Genomic DNA, 15,734 nt, shown 5'->3' with positions numbered 1-15,734 from the left:
CTCCGGGGCCACCTCACGCCGGGTCGCCTCGCTTCCGCCCTGCCCTCACTCCGGCTGCCCGTACCCCCGCAACCGCTCCCCCACCTCCGCCACCTGCTCGGGGCTCAGGAGCGTCGGGGTCAGTCCCGGCACGGAGGACGCGGTGAGCCAGACGCGGCACATCCACTCCAGTTGGGCCGTGCGGTCGTACGCCTCGGAGAGGGTGGATCCGTATGTGAGCGTGCCGTGGTTCTGAAGGAGGCAGGCTGTGCGGCCCTCCAGGGACCGCAGCATGTTCTCGGCCAACTCCCGCGTGCCGTAGGTCGCGTACCCGGCGACCCGGACCGCTCCCCCGAGGGCGGCGGACATGTAGTGGATCAGCGGCAGTTCCCGTAGGAGCGTGGAGACGGCCGTGGCGTGGACGGCGTGGGTGTGGACGACGGCGCGGGCGCCGGTGTTGCCGTAGACCGCCAGGTGCATGGGGAGTTCGCTCGTCGGACGGAGGGAGCCGAGGATCTGTTGGCCGTCGAGGTCGACGCCCACGACGTCGCCGGGCGCCAGCCGGTCGTACGGCACTCCCGTGGGTGTGACCAGCACCGTGTCGCCGACGCGCACGGAGACGTTGCCCGACGTACCGACGACCAGACCGTCGGCCACGGTCCGGCGGGCCGTCGCCACGAGTGCGTCCCACGCCCGCGCCACGTCGTCCGGCACGCCCTCTCGCCCGGCGGCGCCCGTCTCCCCCTCGTTCCCCCGCGCGTCCCGTACGTCTCTGAAGTCCCGTTCCCGATCGGCCATGTCCCGATCCTGGCAGGCACGCGGCCGAGGTGGCGGCGGGCCGGGCGAGTGTAGGCCGGAAGGGCGGCCTCCGGCAGCACACTTATCCGGACACATCACCCCCGGGCGTGATTGGCCAGTGATCGCCCGTGTTTCAAGGATCTTCCAGTAACGTCTGGACGATTTTTCGCACACGTCGCCATTCCGGGGGGAAACATGGCCCGTGACCACAAGTCGACCCGTCGCCGCTCCCGTGTCATAGCGGCGTCGGTGGCGGCGCTCGCATTAGGGGGTGCCGCTCTCGCCGAGGTTCAGGTCTCGGCCGCGAGCAGGCCCAGGGGACACGACGTCTCCTCGCACCAGAAGAACGTGAACTGGTCCAAGGCGAAGGCGAAGGGCGCCCGGTTCGTCTACGTCAAGGCGACCGAGTCCCACACCTACCGCAACCCCTACTTCGGCCGGCAGTACAACGGCTCCCGTGACGTGGGGCTGGTGCGCGGCGCCTACCACTTCGCGGTGCCGAACAAGTCGTCAGGCACCACCCAGGCCGCGTACTTCCTGCGCAACGGCGGGGCCTGGCGCGCGGACGGCTGGACGCTGCCACCGGCGCTCGACATCGAGTACAACCCGTACGACAGGAAGAAGAAGTGCTACGGCCTCAGCAGGACCAGGATGGTCGACTGGATCAAGGCCTTCAGCAACGAGGTGAGGCGGCAGACCGGCCGCCGTCCGGTGATCTACACGACCACGCACTGGTGGAAGACGTGCACCGGCAACAGCAGGGCCTTCCGCTCGAACCACGCCCTGTGGCTCGCGCGCTACGACTCGGCGGACGCGGGTGAACTGCCCGGCGGCTGGACGTTCTGGACGATCTGGCAGCACGACAACGGCAGTGGCAGCCTGCCGGGCGACCAGAACCTCTTCAACGGGTCGACGGCCCAGCTGAAGCGGTTCGCGAAGGGCTGAGAACCCGACCGACCGCGACCTGCGTGCGGGCAGTGCCGGGCGCACGGGCGGACAGGCGGTATACAGAGGGTATGCGGAGTGGAACGCTCCGCATACGTTCGAGGCACAATGGCCTCAGCGCCTCGCCAGCGACCGCCCAGGCACCGGCCCCCACCACAAACGGAATGCCGACACCCCGATCGATACACCCCTCGGTTCAACCCAGTTCATCTTCCGTTCATCCAGGTTGCCTACGGTCAACACGCCACTGACGTCCAAAAGAAGCCCGGGTAAATGGAAAACTTCTCGCTGATCCTCGCGATCGTGGTGATCACCGCTCTCGCGTTCGATTTCACGAACGGTTTCCACGACACCGCCAACGCGATGGCCACCACCATCTCGACCGGCGCGATGAAGCCCAAGGTCGCGGTGGCCATGTCCGCCGTGCTCAACCTTGTCGGCGCCTTCCTCTCGATCGAGGTCGCAAACACGATCTCCAAAGGTCTCGTCGACGAGACCGGCATACGACCAGAGGTGATCTTCGCCGCGTTGGTCGGCGCCATCCTCTGGAACCTCCTGACCTGGCTCGTCGGGCTCCCGTCCAGTTCGTCGCACGCCCTCATGGGCGGCCTCATCGGTGCGACCATCGCCTCGGCCGGCACGGGCGCGGTGCACGGCGACGTCCTCGTCACCAAGGTGCTGATCCCCGCCGTCGCGGCGCCGCTGGTCGCGGGCATCGCCGCGATGCTCGCCTCGCGGCTGACGTACACACTCGGCAGGAACGCCCACGGCAAGGCCACGTCCAAGGGCTACCGCGCCGGCCAGATCACCTCGGCCGGGCTGGTCTCGCTGGCCCACGGCACGAACGACGCCCAGAAGACGATGGGCATCATCACCCTGGCCCTGGTCGCCGGCGGCGCGGTCGCCCCCGACTCCGACCCGCCGGTCTGGGTCATCCTCTCCGCCGGTCTCGCCATCGCGCTCGGCACCTACCTGGGCGGCTGGCGCATCATCCGCACGATGGGCAAGGGCCTCACCGACCTCCAGCCGCAGCAGGGCTTCGCCGCCCAGACCAGCGCGGCGACGGTCATCCTGGCCTCCTCCCACCTCGGTTTCTCCCTCTCCACCACGCACTCCGTCTCCGGATCGGTGATGGGCGCGGGCCTCGGCCGCAAGGGCGGTGTGGTCCGCTGGTCCACGGCCACCCGCATGTTCGTCGCCTGGGGCCTGACGCTCCCGGCCGCGGCCCTGGTCGGCGCCGGCGCCGAGTGGGTGACCTCCTTCGGCACCTGGGGCACGGCGCTGGTAGCCGTCTTCCTCGTCGCGTCCAGCGCGGCGATCTGGCTGCTCTCGCGCCGCGAGGTGGTCGACCACACCAACGTGAACGACGGCGACGAGCCCGCCGGCGTCGTGACCACGGCCATCGCGGCGGTCACCCCGCCCCCGGTCGGCCCGCTCACCGACGACCTCGCGGCCGCCGCCTCCGCCTCGGCCACCGCCACCGCCGACACCCCGGCGAAGTCGTCGGCGTCCGCTCTCTGAGCAAGGAAGAGACACCACCATGCACATCGACTGGGCAGCCCTCGGCTCCGTGTTCGGAGTCAGCCTCGTGGTCACCGTGGCCCTCGTCGGCCTGTTCACCCTCGGCATCGTCGGCCTCTCCAAGCGCGAGACGGCGACGGCCTCCGGCGACTCGGCGGCTCTCGCCACGACGGCGGCGTACGCGTGCTTCGCCGCCTGCGCGGCGGCGGTGGCGTACGGGATCTATCTGATCGTGGCCTGACACCACGCCACGCGAGCGTGTGGGGTGCGGGACGGAACGCCGTCCCGCACCCCACACGTATGTGGGCCTCAGCACACTCTCCCGTCGCAGGTCAACGGCAAGTTGACGCCCCTTCCAACCCCGTGGTGGACTGCCGGAGCCATGTACGACGGCAGAAGAGGAAGCCGGTGGAAGTCCGGCGCGGTCCCGCCACTGTGACCGGGGGAGCGATCCCCGGGAGTCAGGAACTCTCACCGTCGGTCTCGTCGAACCAGGGCGTGGACACCCTGAGTGAGGACATAACGCCATGCTCGGCTGCCGATTGAGGTTCAGCACCACCGCACTGCCGGATCCAGCGGTCACCACGGTCGGCTGAACGCATGCGTGCCGATCGCGTCTTCGCGTACGGCGCCGCCGCCGGGCTTCTCGGTGACCTGCTCCTGGGCGATCCCCGCCGTGGGCATCCGGTCGCCGTGTTCGGGCGGGCCGCGGGTGCCGTGGAGCGGGTGTTGTGGCGGGACCACCGGGGGTGGGGCGCGCTGCACACCCTCGTGTGCGCCGGTGGCGCCGTCACGCTCGGAGCCGTCGCCGCCCGTGCCGTACGGACGTCGCCCACCGCCTCCGTCGCACTGACCGGCGCGGCCACCTGGGCCGTCGTCGGGGGGACTTCGCTCGCGCGCGAGGCCAGGACCATCGGACATGCCCTTCAGGCGGGGGACGTCGAGGGTGCCCGGGAGCGGCTGCCGCATCTGTGCGGACGGGACCCGCAGGCCCTCGACGCCGACGGGATCGCCCGGGCCGTCGTCGAGTCCGTCGCCGAGAACACCTCGGACGCCGTGGTGGGAGCCCTGGTGTGGGGCTCCGTCGCGGGGGTGCCGGGGCTGCTGGGCTTCCGGGCCGTGAACACCCTCGACGCCATGGTCGGGCACAAGTCGCCCCGCTACCGGCGCTACGGCTGGGCCTCCGCCCGGCTCGACGACCTCGTGGGATGGCCGGGGGCCCGGCTCACCGCCGTCCTCGCGGCCGTGGCGGGTCCGCGTCCGCGGGGCGCCGTACGGGCGTGGCGAGCCGACGCGGACCGGCACCCGAGTCCCAACGCCGGTCCCGTGGAGGCCTCGTTCGCGGGTGCGCTGGGGGTGCGGCTGGGCGGGATCCTGTCGTACGGCGGACGTGTGGAGCATCGGCCTGTGCTGAACGGGAAGGGGCGTGCCGTGGACGTGGGCGACATCGAACGGGCCGTGAGGCTGTCGCGGCGGGTGAGCTGGCTGGCGTTGGGGGCCGGTGTCGCCGCACGGCTCGTCGCGAGGGGGCGCGGGGCATGAGCGGAGGTCTTCTCGTCGCCGGCACCACCTCGGACGCCGGCAAGAGCGTCGTCACCGCCGGGATCTGCCGGTGGCTGGTGCGACAGGGCGTCAAGGTCGCGCCCTTCAAGGCGCAGAACATGTCCCTCAACTCCTTCGTGACGTGTGAAGGCGCCGAGATCGGGCGGGCCCAGGCCATGCAGGCCCAGGCCTGCCGGGTCGAGCCGACCGCGCTGATGAACCCCGTGCTGCTCAAGCCGGGCGGGGAGCAGAGCAGTCAGGTGGTGCTCCTCGGCAAGCCCGTGGGCGAGTTGAGCGCACGTGGCTATCACGGGGGGCGGCAGCAGAAGCTGCTCGGGACCGTGCTGGAGTGCCTGGCCGAGTTGCGGGGCACGTATGACGCGGTGATCTGTGAGGGGGCCGGCAGTCCTGCCGAGATCAATCTGCGGCGGACCGACATCGTGAACATGGGCATCGCCCGAAATGCCCGGCCGCGGCTTCCCGTCCTCGTCGTCGGTGACATCGACCGGGGCGGCGTCTTCGCCTCCTTCTTCGGGACCGTCGCCCTGCTGTCGCGCGAGGACCAGGAGTGCGTCGCCGGGTTCCTCGTCAACAAGTTCCGGGGGGACGTCTCCCTGCTGGAACCCGGGCTCGACATGCTCCGCGACCTCACCGGACGGCGCACGTACGGCGTACTGCCCTTCCGGCACGGGCTCGGCATCGACGAGGAGGACGGGCTGAGGGTGTCCCTGCGAGGGACGGTACGGGAGTCGAACGTCGCCCCTGGCGTGGGTGAGGACGTGCTCCGGGTCGCCGTCTGTGCCATCCCCCTCATGTCCAACTTCACGGACGTGGACGCGCTGGCCGCCGAGCCGGGTGTCGTGGTGCGCTTCGTGGACCGGCCGGAGGAGCTGGCGGACGCCGACCTGGTGGTGATCCCGGGGACGCGCGGCACTGTACGGGCCCTGGAGTGGCTCGGGGAACGCCGGCTCGCGGACGCCCTTGTCCGAAGGGCCGCGGAAGGACGTCCGGTCCTCGGCATCTGCGGTGGCTTCCAGATCCTCGGCGAGCACATCGAGGACGACGTCGAGTCCCGGCGAGGGCACGTCGACGGGCTCGGGGTCCTGCCCGTGCGGGTGCGGTTCGCCCGCGAGAAGACCCTCACCCGCCCCGTCGGCGAAGCCCTCGGCGAGCGGGTCGAGGGGTACGAGATCCACCACGGGGTCGCCGACGTCACCGGCGGTGAAACGTTCATCTCTGATGACAATGGACACAGCCTGGACGGATGCCGGGTCGGTGCCGTGTGGGGCACGCACTGGCACGGCTCGCTGGAGTCGGACGGTTTCCGGCGGGCCTTCCTGCGCGAGGTGGCCGCCGCCGCGAGCCGCCGCTTCGTCCCGGCCCCCGACACGTCGTTCGCCGCGCTGCGCGAGGAACAGCTCGACCGGCTCGGCGACCTGATCGAACAGCACGCGGACACGGACGCGCTGTGGCGGCTCATCGAGTCGGGCGCGCCGCAAGGACTGCCTTTCATTCCACCGGGAGCGCCCGCATGAGCACAGTGTTGTTGTTGTCGACCGCCGACACCGATCTGCTGGCGGCCCGTGCCTCCGGCGCCTCCTACCGGATCGGCAACCCGACCCGGGTCGATGTCGCCGAGGAACTGCCGGGGCTGATCGAGGGCGCGGACATCGCCGTCGTACGGCTGCTCGGCGGCAAGCGCGCCTGGGAGGACGGGCTGGCCGCGCTCAGGGCGTCCGGCGTCCCGACCGTGCTGCTCGGCGGGGAGGCCGTGCCCGACGCGGAGTTGATGGCCGAGTCGTCCGTGCCGGCGGGTGTCGTGGCGGAGGCGCTGCGGTACCTCGTCGAGGGCGGGCCCGCGAACCTCACCGAGCTGGCCCGGTTCCTCTCCGACACCGTGCTGCTGACCGGCGAGGGCTTCGACGAGCCGCTGAAGATGCCCGAGTACGGCGTGCACGGCGAGCGCTCCCTCGCCGGCGGCCGGCCGACCGTCGGTGTGCTCTTCTACCGGGCCCACGAGCTGAGCGGCAACACCGCCTTCGTGGACACCCTGTGCGACGCCATCGAGGCACGCGGCGCCAACGCCCTCCCCGTGTACTGCGGTTCGCTGCGCGGCGCGGACGCCGGGCTGTACGAGCTCCTCGGGCGGGCCGACGCACTCGTCGCCACCGTGCTCGCGGCCGGCGGCACGCACGCCTCGCAGGCGTCGGCCGGCGGCGACGAGGAGTCCTGGGACATCGGGGCGCTCGCCGAACTGAACGTCCCGGTGCTGCAGGGTCTCTGTCTGACCTCGTCGAGGAGCGCCTGGGACGAGTCCGACGCCGCCCTCTCCCCCATGGACGCGGCGATGCAGGTCGCGATCCCGGAGTTCGACGGGCGGCTGATCACCGTCCCCTTCTCCTTCAAGGAGCAGGGCCCGGACGACGTCCCGGTGTACGTCGCCGACCCCGAGCGGGCCGGCCGAGTCGCAGGAATCGCCGTACGGCACGCCCGGCTGAAGCACAAGCCGAACGCCGACAAGAAGCTCGCGCTGGTCTTCACCGCGTACCCGACCAAGCACTCGCGGGTCGGCAACGCGGTCGGCCTCGACACGCCCGCGTCGGCGGTGCGGGTGCTGGACGCGCTGCGGGACGCCGGGTACGTCGTCGAGGGATACCCCGACAACGGCGACGAGTTGATCCACCGGCTCATCGAGGCCGGCGGTCACGACGTCGAGTGGCTGACCGAGGACCAACTGGCCGCCGCTCCCGCGCGCGTGCCGCTGGCCGACTACCGGGCGTGGTTCGACAAGCTCGACCCGGAGCTGCGCGACGGCATGCTTCAGGCGTGGGGCGAGCCGCCGGGCAGCCTCTACGTCGACGGGGACGACATCGTGCTCGCCTCCCTGCAGTTCGGGAACGTCGTCGTCATGATCCAGCCGCCGCGCGGCTTCGGTGAGAACCCGATCGCGATCTACCACGACCCGGACATGCCGCCCTCGCACCACTACATGGCCGCCTACCGCTGGCTGGAGAACGGTTTCGGCGCCGACGCGATCGTCCACATGGGCAAGCACGGCACGATGGAGTGGCTGCCGGGCAAGGGCCTCGGACTGAGCGGTGGCTGCGCGCCGGACGCCGTCCTCGGCGACCTCCCGCTGGTCTACCCCTTCATCGTCAACGACCCCGGCGAGGGCACCCAGGCCAAGCGGCGCGGGCACGCCACGGTCGTCGACCACCTCGTACCGCCCATGGCGCGCGCCGACACCTACGGCGACCTCGCCAAGCTGGAACAGCTCCTCGACGAGTACGCGCTCGTGTCCGACCTGGACCCGACGAAGGCCCCGGCCGTCCGGGCGCAGATCTGGACGCTGGTCAAGGCGGCCGAGCTGCACCACGACCTGCACGTCGACGAGCAGCCCGAGGACGGCGACTTCGACGAGTTCGTCATGCACATCGACGGCTATCTGTGCGAGATCAAGGACGTGCAGATCCGCGACGGGCTGCACATCCTCGGTGGCGGGCCGGAGGACGAGCCGCGCGTCAACCTGGTGCTCGCCGTCCTGCGCGCCTCCCAGGTGTGGGGCGGGCAGGCGAACGCGCTGCCGGGGCTGCGCGCCTCGCTTGCGGCTCATTTCGGGCTGGTGGAGAAGGAGTTGCTCGGAGAGCCGGGTGCTCCGGTGAAGGTCCCGGTGGAGCTGTCGGATCTCGTCGACGGCCCCTCCCGTACGGCTGCCGACGCCATCGACCTGCTGGAGCAGCTGTGCCGGCGGGTCGCGGAGGGCATGGAGGAGCGCGGGTGGGACGCCGCGGCCGTGCCGTCCCTGGTGCGGGACGTGCTCGGCACCGAACTCCCCGAGGCGGTGGCCGTGCTGGAGTTCGCGTGCACCGAGGTCGTGCCCAGGCTGGCGCGGACCACCGACGAGATCGGTCACATCCTCAGGGCGCTGGACGGCGGTTACGTCCCGGCCGGTCCGTCCGGCTCCCCCACGCGCGGTCTGGTCAACGTCCTGCCGACCGGCCGGAACTTCTACTCCGTCGACCCCAAGGCCATTCCGTCCCGGCTGAGCTGGGAGGTCGGGCAGTCGCTCGCCGACTCACTGGTCGCCCGCTATCTGCAGGACACCGGTGAGTACCCGAAGTCCGTCGGCCTCACCGTCTGGGGAACGTCGGCGATGCGCACCCAGGGTGACGACATCGCCGAGATCCTCGCCCTGCTGGGCTGCCGCCCGGTCTGGGACGACGCCTCGCGCCGGGTGACCGGCTTCGAGATCATCTCCCTGGCGGAGCTGGGCAGGCCGCGCATCGACGTCACGGTCCGCATCTCCGGTTTCTTCCGGGACGCGTTCCCGCACGTGGTGGGGCTGATCGACGACGCGGTCCGCAAGGTCGCCGAGCTGGACGAGCCCGCCGAGCAGAACTTCGTGAAGGCGCACGCCGACGAGGACACCACCGAGCACGGCGACCGGCGGCGGGCGACGGCCCGTATCTTCGGCTCCAAGCCGGGGGCGTACGGCGCGGGCCTGCTGCCTCTCATCGACGCCCGGAACTGGCGCTCGGACGCCGATCTCGCCGAGGTGTACGCCGTCTGGGGCGGGTACGCCTACGGGCGCGGGCTCGACGGGCGGGCGGCGCGCGGGGACATGGAGACCGCGTTCAAGCGGATCGCCGTCGCCGCGAAGAACGTGGACACGCGCGAGCACGACCTGGTGGACGCCGACGACTACTTCCAGTACCACGGCGGCATGGTCGCCATGGTGCGGCACCTGACCGGCGCCAACCCCGAGGCATACGTGGGTGATTCGGCCGTACCCGACCAGGTGAGGACCCGCACCCTCGGTGAGGAGACGCACCGGGTGTTCCGCGCCCGGGTGGTCAACCCGCGCTGGATGGCGGCCATGCGCCGGCACGGCTACAAGGGCGCCTTCGAGATGGCGGCGACCGTCGACTACCTCTTCGGCTACGACGCCACGGCGGGCGTGGTCGACGACTGGATGTACGAGAAGCTCAGCGCGGAGTACGTCTTCGACGCGGAGAACCGGGACTTCATGAAGAAGTCCAACCCGTGGGCGCTGCGCGGCGTCACCGAGCGGCTGCTGGAGGCGGCCGACCGCGGGCTGTGGGCGGAGCCGGACGCGGACACGCTGGAGCGGCTGCGCGCCACCTACCTGGAACTGGAAGGCGACCTGGAGGGCGACGACAAGTGAGTACCCCGTTCCCGTTCACGGCTGTCGTCGGGCAGGACGATCTGCGGCTCGCGCTGTTGCTGAACGCCGTGTCACCGGCGGTCGGTGGTGTGCTGGTCCGCGGGGAGAAGGGGACCGCGAAGAGCACCGCGGTGCGGGCGTTGTCCGCGCTGCTGCCCGAGGTTCCCGTCGTCCCCGGGTGCCGTTTCTCCTGTGACCCGGCGAAGCCGGACCCGGCGTGCCCGGACGGGCCGCACGAGGCCGGGGCCGGGGCCGAGCGGCCGGCCCGGATGGTCGAGCTGCCCGTCGGTGCCTCCGAGGACCGGCTGGTGGGCGCGCTGGACATCGAGCGGGCGCTGGCGGAGGGCGTGAAGGCCTTCGAGCCGGGGCTCCTCGCCGACGCGCACCGCGGGATCCTCTACGTCGACGAGGTCAACCTGCTGCACGACCACCTGGTCGACCTCCTCCTCGACGCGGCGGCGATGGGCGCGTCGTACGTCGAACGCGAGGGTGTCTCCGTACGGCACGCGGCCCGTTTCCTGCTCGTCGGGACCATGAACCCCGAAGAGGGCGAGCTGCGGCCGCAGTTGCTGGACCGGTTCGGGCTGACCGTGGAGGTCGCCGCCTCGCGGGAGCCCGACCAGCGGGTGGAGGTCGTACGGCGCAGGCTCGCTTACGACGACGACCCGGCCGGTTTCACGGCGCGCTGGGCCGACGAGGAGACCGCCGTACGGGCCCGGATCGTGGCGGCGCGCGAACTGTTGCCGTCGGTGCGGCTGGGCGACGGGGCGCTGCGGCAGATCGCGGCGACCTGCGCGGCCTTCGAGGTGGACGGTATGCGGGCCGACATCGTGATGGCCAGGACCGCGACCGCGCTGGCCGCGTGGGCCGGGCGGACCGACGTCCTCGCGGAGGACGTACGGCAGGCCGCGCTGCTCGCGCTGCCGCACCGCCGGCGCCGCAACCCGTTCGACGCGCCGGGCCTGGACGAGGACAGGCTGGACCAGACCCTGGAGGAGTTCTCCGGCGAGGAGGACGACCAGGATCCCGACCCCGACGGTCCCGGAGGGGGCGGCGGAGACGGCGGACAGCCGACGCCGGACGACGGCGAACCGCAGAGCGGTGACTCCGCGGCCCGTCCCGAGGCGGGTGAGAGCGGGGAGCCGCAGCCGTCCGGCTCGGGCGAGCAGTCCGCGGCACGGGCCTCCGAGCCGTTCCGCACCAAGGTGCTGAGCGTGCCCGGGATCGGTGAGGGTGCCGCCGGGCGGCGGTCGCGGGCGCGGACGGAGCACGGGCGGACCACCGGGGCCCGGCGGCCCCGGGGGGCGCTCACCAAGCTGCACCTGGCGGCGACAGTACAGGCCGCCGCGCCGCACCAGCGGGCGCGGGGGCGGTCCGGGCCGGGGCTCGTCGTACGGCGGGACGATCTGCGGCAGGCCGCGCGGGAGGGGCGTGAGGGCAACCTCGTGCTGTTCGTCGTCGACGCCTCCGGGTCGATGGCGGCCCGGCAGCGGATGAGCGCCGTGAAGGGCGCCGTGCTGTCGCTGCTGCTGGACGCCTACCAGCGGCGGGACAAGGTGGGGCTGGTGACCTTCCGCGGGTCGGCGGCCGATGTGGCGTTGCCGCCCACGTCGTCCGTGGACGCCGCGGCGGCCCGGCTGGAGTCGCTGCCCACGGGCGGCCGGACTCCGCTGGCGGCGGGGCTGCTGAAGGCGCACGACGTGCTGCGGGTGGAGCGGCTGCGGGATCCGGCGCGCCGGGCGCTGGTCGTGGTCGTCACCGACGGGCGGGCCACCGGTGGTCCCGAGCCGGTGGCGCTGGCCGGGCGGGCGGCCCGGCTGTTCGCGGCCGAGGGCGTCGCGTCCGTGGTCGTGGACTGCGAGTCGGGGCCGGTGCGGCTGGGGCTCGCCGGGCAGCTCGCGGGTGAGCTCGGTGGTACGGCGGTGACGCTGGACGAGCTGCGGGCGGACTCGATCGCCGGGCTGGTCAAGGAAGTTCAGGGCAACTCAAGGAGGGCCGCGTAGTGCCGCAGGGACAGCCGAGTGTGGTGCCGGACGACGGCCTGACGACTCGTCAGCGTCGTAACCGGCCGCTTGTCGTCGTCCACACCGGGATCGGGAAGGGCAAGTCGACCGCTGCCTTCGGGCTCGCTCTGCGCGCCTGGAACCAGGGGTGGCCGATCGGGGTGTTCCAGTTCGTCAAGTCGGCGAAGTGGAAGGTCGGCGAGGAGAACGCGCTGCGGGTGCTCGGCGCCTCCGGCGAGGGCGGGTCCGTCGACTGGCACAAGATGGGCGAGGGGTGGTCCTGGGTCCAGCGGGACTCCCAGATGGACAACGAGGAGAAGGCCCGGGAGGGCTGGGAGCAGGTCAAGCGGGACCTGGCCGCCGAGACGTACAAGCTGTATGTGCTCGACGAGTTCGCGTACCCGATGCACTGGGGGTGGGTGGACACCGATGAGGTCGTCGACGTGCTCCGCGACCGGCCCGGGACCCAGCATGTCGTGATCACCGGGCGGAACGCGCCCGGAAAGCTGGTGGACTTCGCCGACCTCGTGACCGACATGTCCAAGGTCAAGCACCCGATGGACGCGGGCCAGAAGGGCCAGAGGGGCATCGAGTGGTGACATCTGTGCCCCGGTTGGTCATTGCCGCGCCGGCCTCCGGCAGCGGCAAGACCACCGTCGCCACGGGGTTGATGGCCGCGTTCGCCGCGCGGGGGCTCGCCGTGTCCCCGCACAAGGTGGGGCCGGACTACATCGATCCCGGGTATCACGCGCTCGCCACGGGGCGCGTGGGGCGCAACCTCGACGCGTACCTGTGCGGGCCGGAGTTGGTCGGGCCGCTGTTCGCGCACGGGGCGCGCGGGTGTGATCTCGCGGTCGTCGAGGGTGTGATGGGTCTGTACGACGGGGCCGCGGGCGAGGGGGAACTCGCGTCCACCGCTCACGTGGCGAAGCTCTTGCGGGCGCCGGTCGTGCTGGTCGTCGACGCGTCGTCGCAGTCGCGGTCGGTGGCGGCGCTGGTGCACGGGTTCGCGTCCTGGGACCCGGAGGTGCGGGTCGGGGGCGTGATCCTGAACAAGGTGGGGTCGGACCGGCACGAGGCTTTGCTCCGGGAGGCGTTGGACTCGGCCGGGGTGCCGGTGTTGGGGGTGCTGAGGCGGGTCGCCCAGGTGGATACGCCCTCGCGGCACCTTGGGCTGGTGCCGGTCGCGGAGCGGCGGGCCGAGGCGGTCGAGGCCGTGGACGCCATGGCGGGGCAGGTGACCGCGGGGTGCGACCTCGAGGGGTTGCTCGCGCTGGCGCGGAGTGCCGGTGCGTTGTCGTGTGCGGCCTGGGACGCGGCTGAGGTGCTCGGTTCTTCGCCCCCGCCGCCCCTTCCCGTTCCCGACCTCGGGGGCTCCGCCCCCGAACCCCCGTATCGGCCTGAACGGCCTCGTCCTCAAACGCCGGACGGGCTGGGAATGCCGGACCAGCCGGGGATGCCGGACCAGCCGGGGATGCCGGACCGGCCGGGAGTGCCGGACCGGCCTGGGGTGGCGGACGGGGCGGGGGTGCCGGATCGGCCCGTTGTCGCCGTCGCCGGTGGGTCCGCCTTCACCTTCTCCTATGCCGAGCACGCCGAACTGCTCGCCGCCGCCGGAGCCGAAGTCGTCGCGTTCGATCCCCTTCGTGACGAGCAACTGCCCGACGGGACCCGCGGGCTGGTCATCGGCGGCGGGTTCCCCGAGGTGTACGCCCCCGAGCTGTCCGCCAACGGACCCCTGCGGAAAGCCGTCGCCGCGCTCGCCGGGAGCGGTGCTCCCGTTGCCGCCGAGTGTGCCGGGCTGCTGTATCTGTGCCGGGAGCTCGACGGGCAGCCCATGTGCGGGGTGATCGACGCGAGCGCCGGGATGGGCGAGCGGCTCACCCTCGGGTACCGGGACGCCGTTGCCGTCAGCGACAGTTCGCTCGCCCCCGCCGGGACCCGGATGCGGGGGCACGAGTTCCACCGGACCGTGGTCGAGCCGGGTGCGGGGGCGGCTCCCGCGTGGGGCGTGCGCGCTCCGGAGAGGCGCGTCGAAGGTTTCGTGCAGCGAGGCGTGCACGCGAGTTATCTGCACACCCACTGGGCGTCCTCGCCCGGTGTGGCCCGTCGGTTCGTGGAGAGGTGCCGGACGTCATGAGCAGCAGGCTGATCGGAGTCGGGGTCGGGCCCGGCGATCCCGAGCTGGTGACCGTCAAGGGCGTCAACGCCCTGCGTGCGGCGCACGTCGTCGTCGTGCCGGTGATGGCTGCGTCGGATGGAAAAGATGGCGTCGAGCCCGGGCGGGCCGAGGCGACCGTCCTGCACTACGTGCCGCAGGAGAAGGTCGTACGGGTCGTGTTCGCGCTGAACGAGCGCACCGACCGGGGGCGGCGCGAGGCCGCGTGGGACGCCGCGGGGCGGCGGGTGGCCGAGCTGCTCGGGAAGTACCCCTCGGTCGCCTTCGCCACCATCGGTGATCCGAACGTGTACTCCACGTTCACCTATCTCGCCCAGACCATCGTGGAGTTGGTGCCTGGGGTGGGAGTCGAGACCGTGCCCGGGATCACCGCCATGCAGGATCTCGCCGCCCGCTCCGGTGCCGTACTGACCGAGGGGACCGAGCCGCTCACGCTCGTGCCGGTGACCGCGGGGGCCGCCACGCTGAAGGAGGCGCTGAGCGGGCCCGGCACGGTCGTCGCGTACAAGTTCGGGCGGCAGGCACGGGAGGTGGCCGAGGTGCTGCGCGAGACCGGACGGGTCGAGGGAGCCGTGTGGGGGTCCGCGCTCGGGCTGCCCGAGGAGTCCATCCGGTCCGCCGACGCACTCGACGACGGGCCGCTGCCCTACCTCTCCACCCTCATCGCGCCCGCCCCGCGCGACGGCGGACGCGGCGGGAAGTTGTGAGCGGCGATCCGGGTTCCGCGTCAGCCCGCGATGCCCACCACCAGCCAGATGAACCCCGCGCCCGCGACCGTCGCCAACAGCGTGGTGCCCGCCGGGTGTTCGTGGTGTGCCTCGGGCAGGATCTCCGCGGCGGCGAGGTACAGCAGCGCCCCGCCGAAGAAGCCGAGGTAGCAGCCGAGCGCCTGCTCGGGGATCGTGAAGAGCAGGGTCGAGGCCGCGCCGACGACGGGCGCCGCCGCGTCCGCGAACAGCATCACGAGGGCCCGGCGGCGGGCGTTCCCGTACAGGCTGGTGATCGTGTACGTGTTGAAGCCGTCCGCGAAGTCGTGGGCGATCACCGCGAGCGCCACGGCCACGCCCATGCCTCCGCCCACCTGGAAGGCGGCACCGATGGCGACGCCGTCCATCGCGCTGTGGCCGACCATCGCGGCGGCGGCCGTGAGGCCGACTTCGGGCGTGCGGCCGTTGCTCTCCTCGGCCCCGTGCGCCGCCTGACGGGCCGCCAGCAGGCGTTCCACCATGTGGGCCAGGAGGAATCCGGCGACGAAGAGCAGGAGCGCCGCGGGGACGCCGTGGATCTCGTTGCCGGCCGCCTGAAGCGCCTCCGGCAGCAGGTCCAGGCCCACCACACCGAGCATCAGGCCGCCGGCCAGGCCCAGCACCAGGTGACGGCGGTCCGTCACGCGCTGTGCCGTCCAGCCGCCGGCCAGCGTCATCAGGAACGCGCCGAGCGCGACGAAGACCGCCATGTGCTCTTGCTATCCGATCGGCGGGCGTTCACGCACGCGGCACCCCGCATGGCCCGTCACTGCCCCTAGGGGGAGCGGACACCGCCCCTGAGCGACAGCCGGCCGGCAACACCCCTGGCGATACCC

General features: G+C 72.1%; 12 protein-coding genes and 1 riboswitch. Of the genes, 10 read left to right on the top strand and 2 right to left on the bottom strand.

All coding sequences use genetic code 11. From position 1 onward, the window contains the following. Window positions 1–45 precede the first annotated feature (45 nt). Window positions 46–777, bottom strand: coding sequence for a class II aldolase/adducin family protein (locus AB0959_RS03320; RefSeq protein ID WP_366824525.1), 732 nt, complete (start codon window positions 775–777; stop codon window positions 46–48). Window positions 778–972: 195 nt separating this feature from the next. On the opposite strand from AB0959_RS03320, the gene AB0959_RS03315 reads away from it, so the two are divergent. From AB0959_RS03315 to cobI, 10 genes are all read left to right on the top strand, one after another. Next, the gene (locus tag AB0959_RS03315; RefSeq protein ID WP_366824524.1) at window positions 973–1,722 is read left to right on the top strand and encodes a lysozyme; all 750 of its coding nucleotides are present in this window, start codon (window positions 973–975) and stop codon (window positions 1,720–1,722) included. A gap of 273 nt (window positions 1,723–1,995) precedes the next feature. Continuing rightward, complete coding sequence (locus AB0959_RS03310) at window positions 1,996–3,243, top strand: inorganic phosphate transporter (RefSeq protein WP_366824523.1); 1,248 nt, start codon at window positions 1,996–1,998, stop codon at window positions 3,241–3,243. Window positions 3,244–3,262: 19 nt separating this feature from the next. Further along, window positions 3,263–3,484: a hypothetical protein gene (locus tag AB0959_RS03305; RefSeq protein ID WP_366824522.1), complete on the top strand. Its 222-nt coding sequence runs from the start codon at window positions 3,263–3,265 to the stop codon at window positions 3,482–3,484. A 108-nt stretch (window positions 3,485–3,592) separates the two neighbouring features. After that, a riboswitch (cobalamin riboswitch) is annotated at window positions 3,593–3,735 on the top strand. Between the two features lie 108 nt (window positions 3,736–3,843). Further along, window positions 3,844–4,785 carry a cobalamin biosynthesis protein gene (locus AB0959_RS03300; protein WP_366824521.1) on the top strand — a complete coding sequence of 314 codons (942 nt, stop codon included), beginning with the start codon at window positions 3,844–3,846 and terminating at the stop codon, window positions 4,783–4,785. After that, entirely contained in the window at window positions 4,782–6,320 is a 1,539-nt protein-coding gene (locus AB0959_RS03295; RefSeq protein WP_366824520.1) for a cobyric acid synthase, read from the top strand. Before AB0959_RS03300 ends, AB0959_RS03295 begins: the two co-directional genes overlap by 4 nt. Then, window positions 6,317–9,970: a cobaltochelatase subunit CobN gene (gene cobN, locus AB0959_RS03290; RefSeq protein WP_366824519.1), complete on the top strand. Its 3,654-nt coding sequence runs from the start codon at window positions 6,317–6,319 to the stop codon at window positions 9,968–9,970. The genes AB0959_RS03295 and cobN overlap by 4 nt, the downstream gene beginning before the upstream one ends. Then, on the top strand, window positions 9,967–11,973 hold the full coding sequence (locus AB0959_RS03285; protein ID WP_366824518.1) for a putative cobaltochelatase: 2,007 nt from the start codon (window positions 9,967–9,969) through the stop codon (window positions 11,971–11,973). Before cobN ends, AB0959_RS03285 begins: the two co-directional genes overlap by 4 nt. Then, window positions 11,973–12,572: a cob(I)yrinic acid a,c-diamide adenosyltransferase gene (gene cobO / locus AB0959_RS03280; RefSeq protein ID WP_366824517.1), complete on the top strand. Its 600-nt coding sequence runs from the start codon at window positions 11,973–11,975 to the stop codon at window positions 12,570–12,572. Before AB0959_RS03285 ends, cobO begins: the two co-directional genes overlap by 1 nt. Next, on the top strand, window positions 12,566–14,113 hold the full coding sequence (locus tag AB0959_RS03275) for a cobyrinate a,c-diamide synthase (RefSeq protein WP_366824516.1): 1,548 nt from the start codon (window positions 12,566–12,568) through the stop codon (window positions 14,111–14,113). The genes cobO and AB0959_RS03275 overlap by 7 nt, the downstream gene beginning before the upstream one ends. Beyond that, on the top strand, window positions 14,110–14,859 hold the full coding sequence (gene cobI, locus AB0959_RS03270; protein ID WP_366824515.1) for a precorrin-2 C(20)-methyltransferase: 750 nt from the start codon (window positions 14,110–14,112) through the stop codon (window positions 14,857–14,859). The genes AB0959_RS03275 and cobI overlap by 4 nt, the downstream gene beginning before the upstream one ends. Before the next feature lie 20 nt (window positions 14,860–14,879). On the opposite strand, the gene AB0959_RS03265 is transcribed toward cobI, so the two are convergent. Beyond that, window positions 14,880–15,608: a ZIP family metal transporter gene (locus tag AB0959_RS03265; protein ID WP_366824514.1), complete on the bottom strand. Its 729-nt coding sequence runs from the start codon at window positions 15,606–15,608 to the stop codon at window positions 14,880–14,882. Window positions 15,609–15,734 lie beyond the last annotated feature (126 nt).

The sequence above is a fragment of the Streptomyces sp. NPDC046862 genome, from assembly GCF_040704615.1.
Classification (GTDB): Bacteria; Actinomycetota; Actinomycetes; order Streptomycetales; family Streptomycetaceae; genus Streptomyces.
Note: the sequence above shows the minus strand (reverse complement) of the source record. Positions and strands in the feature narration are given on the sequence as shown.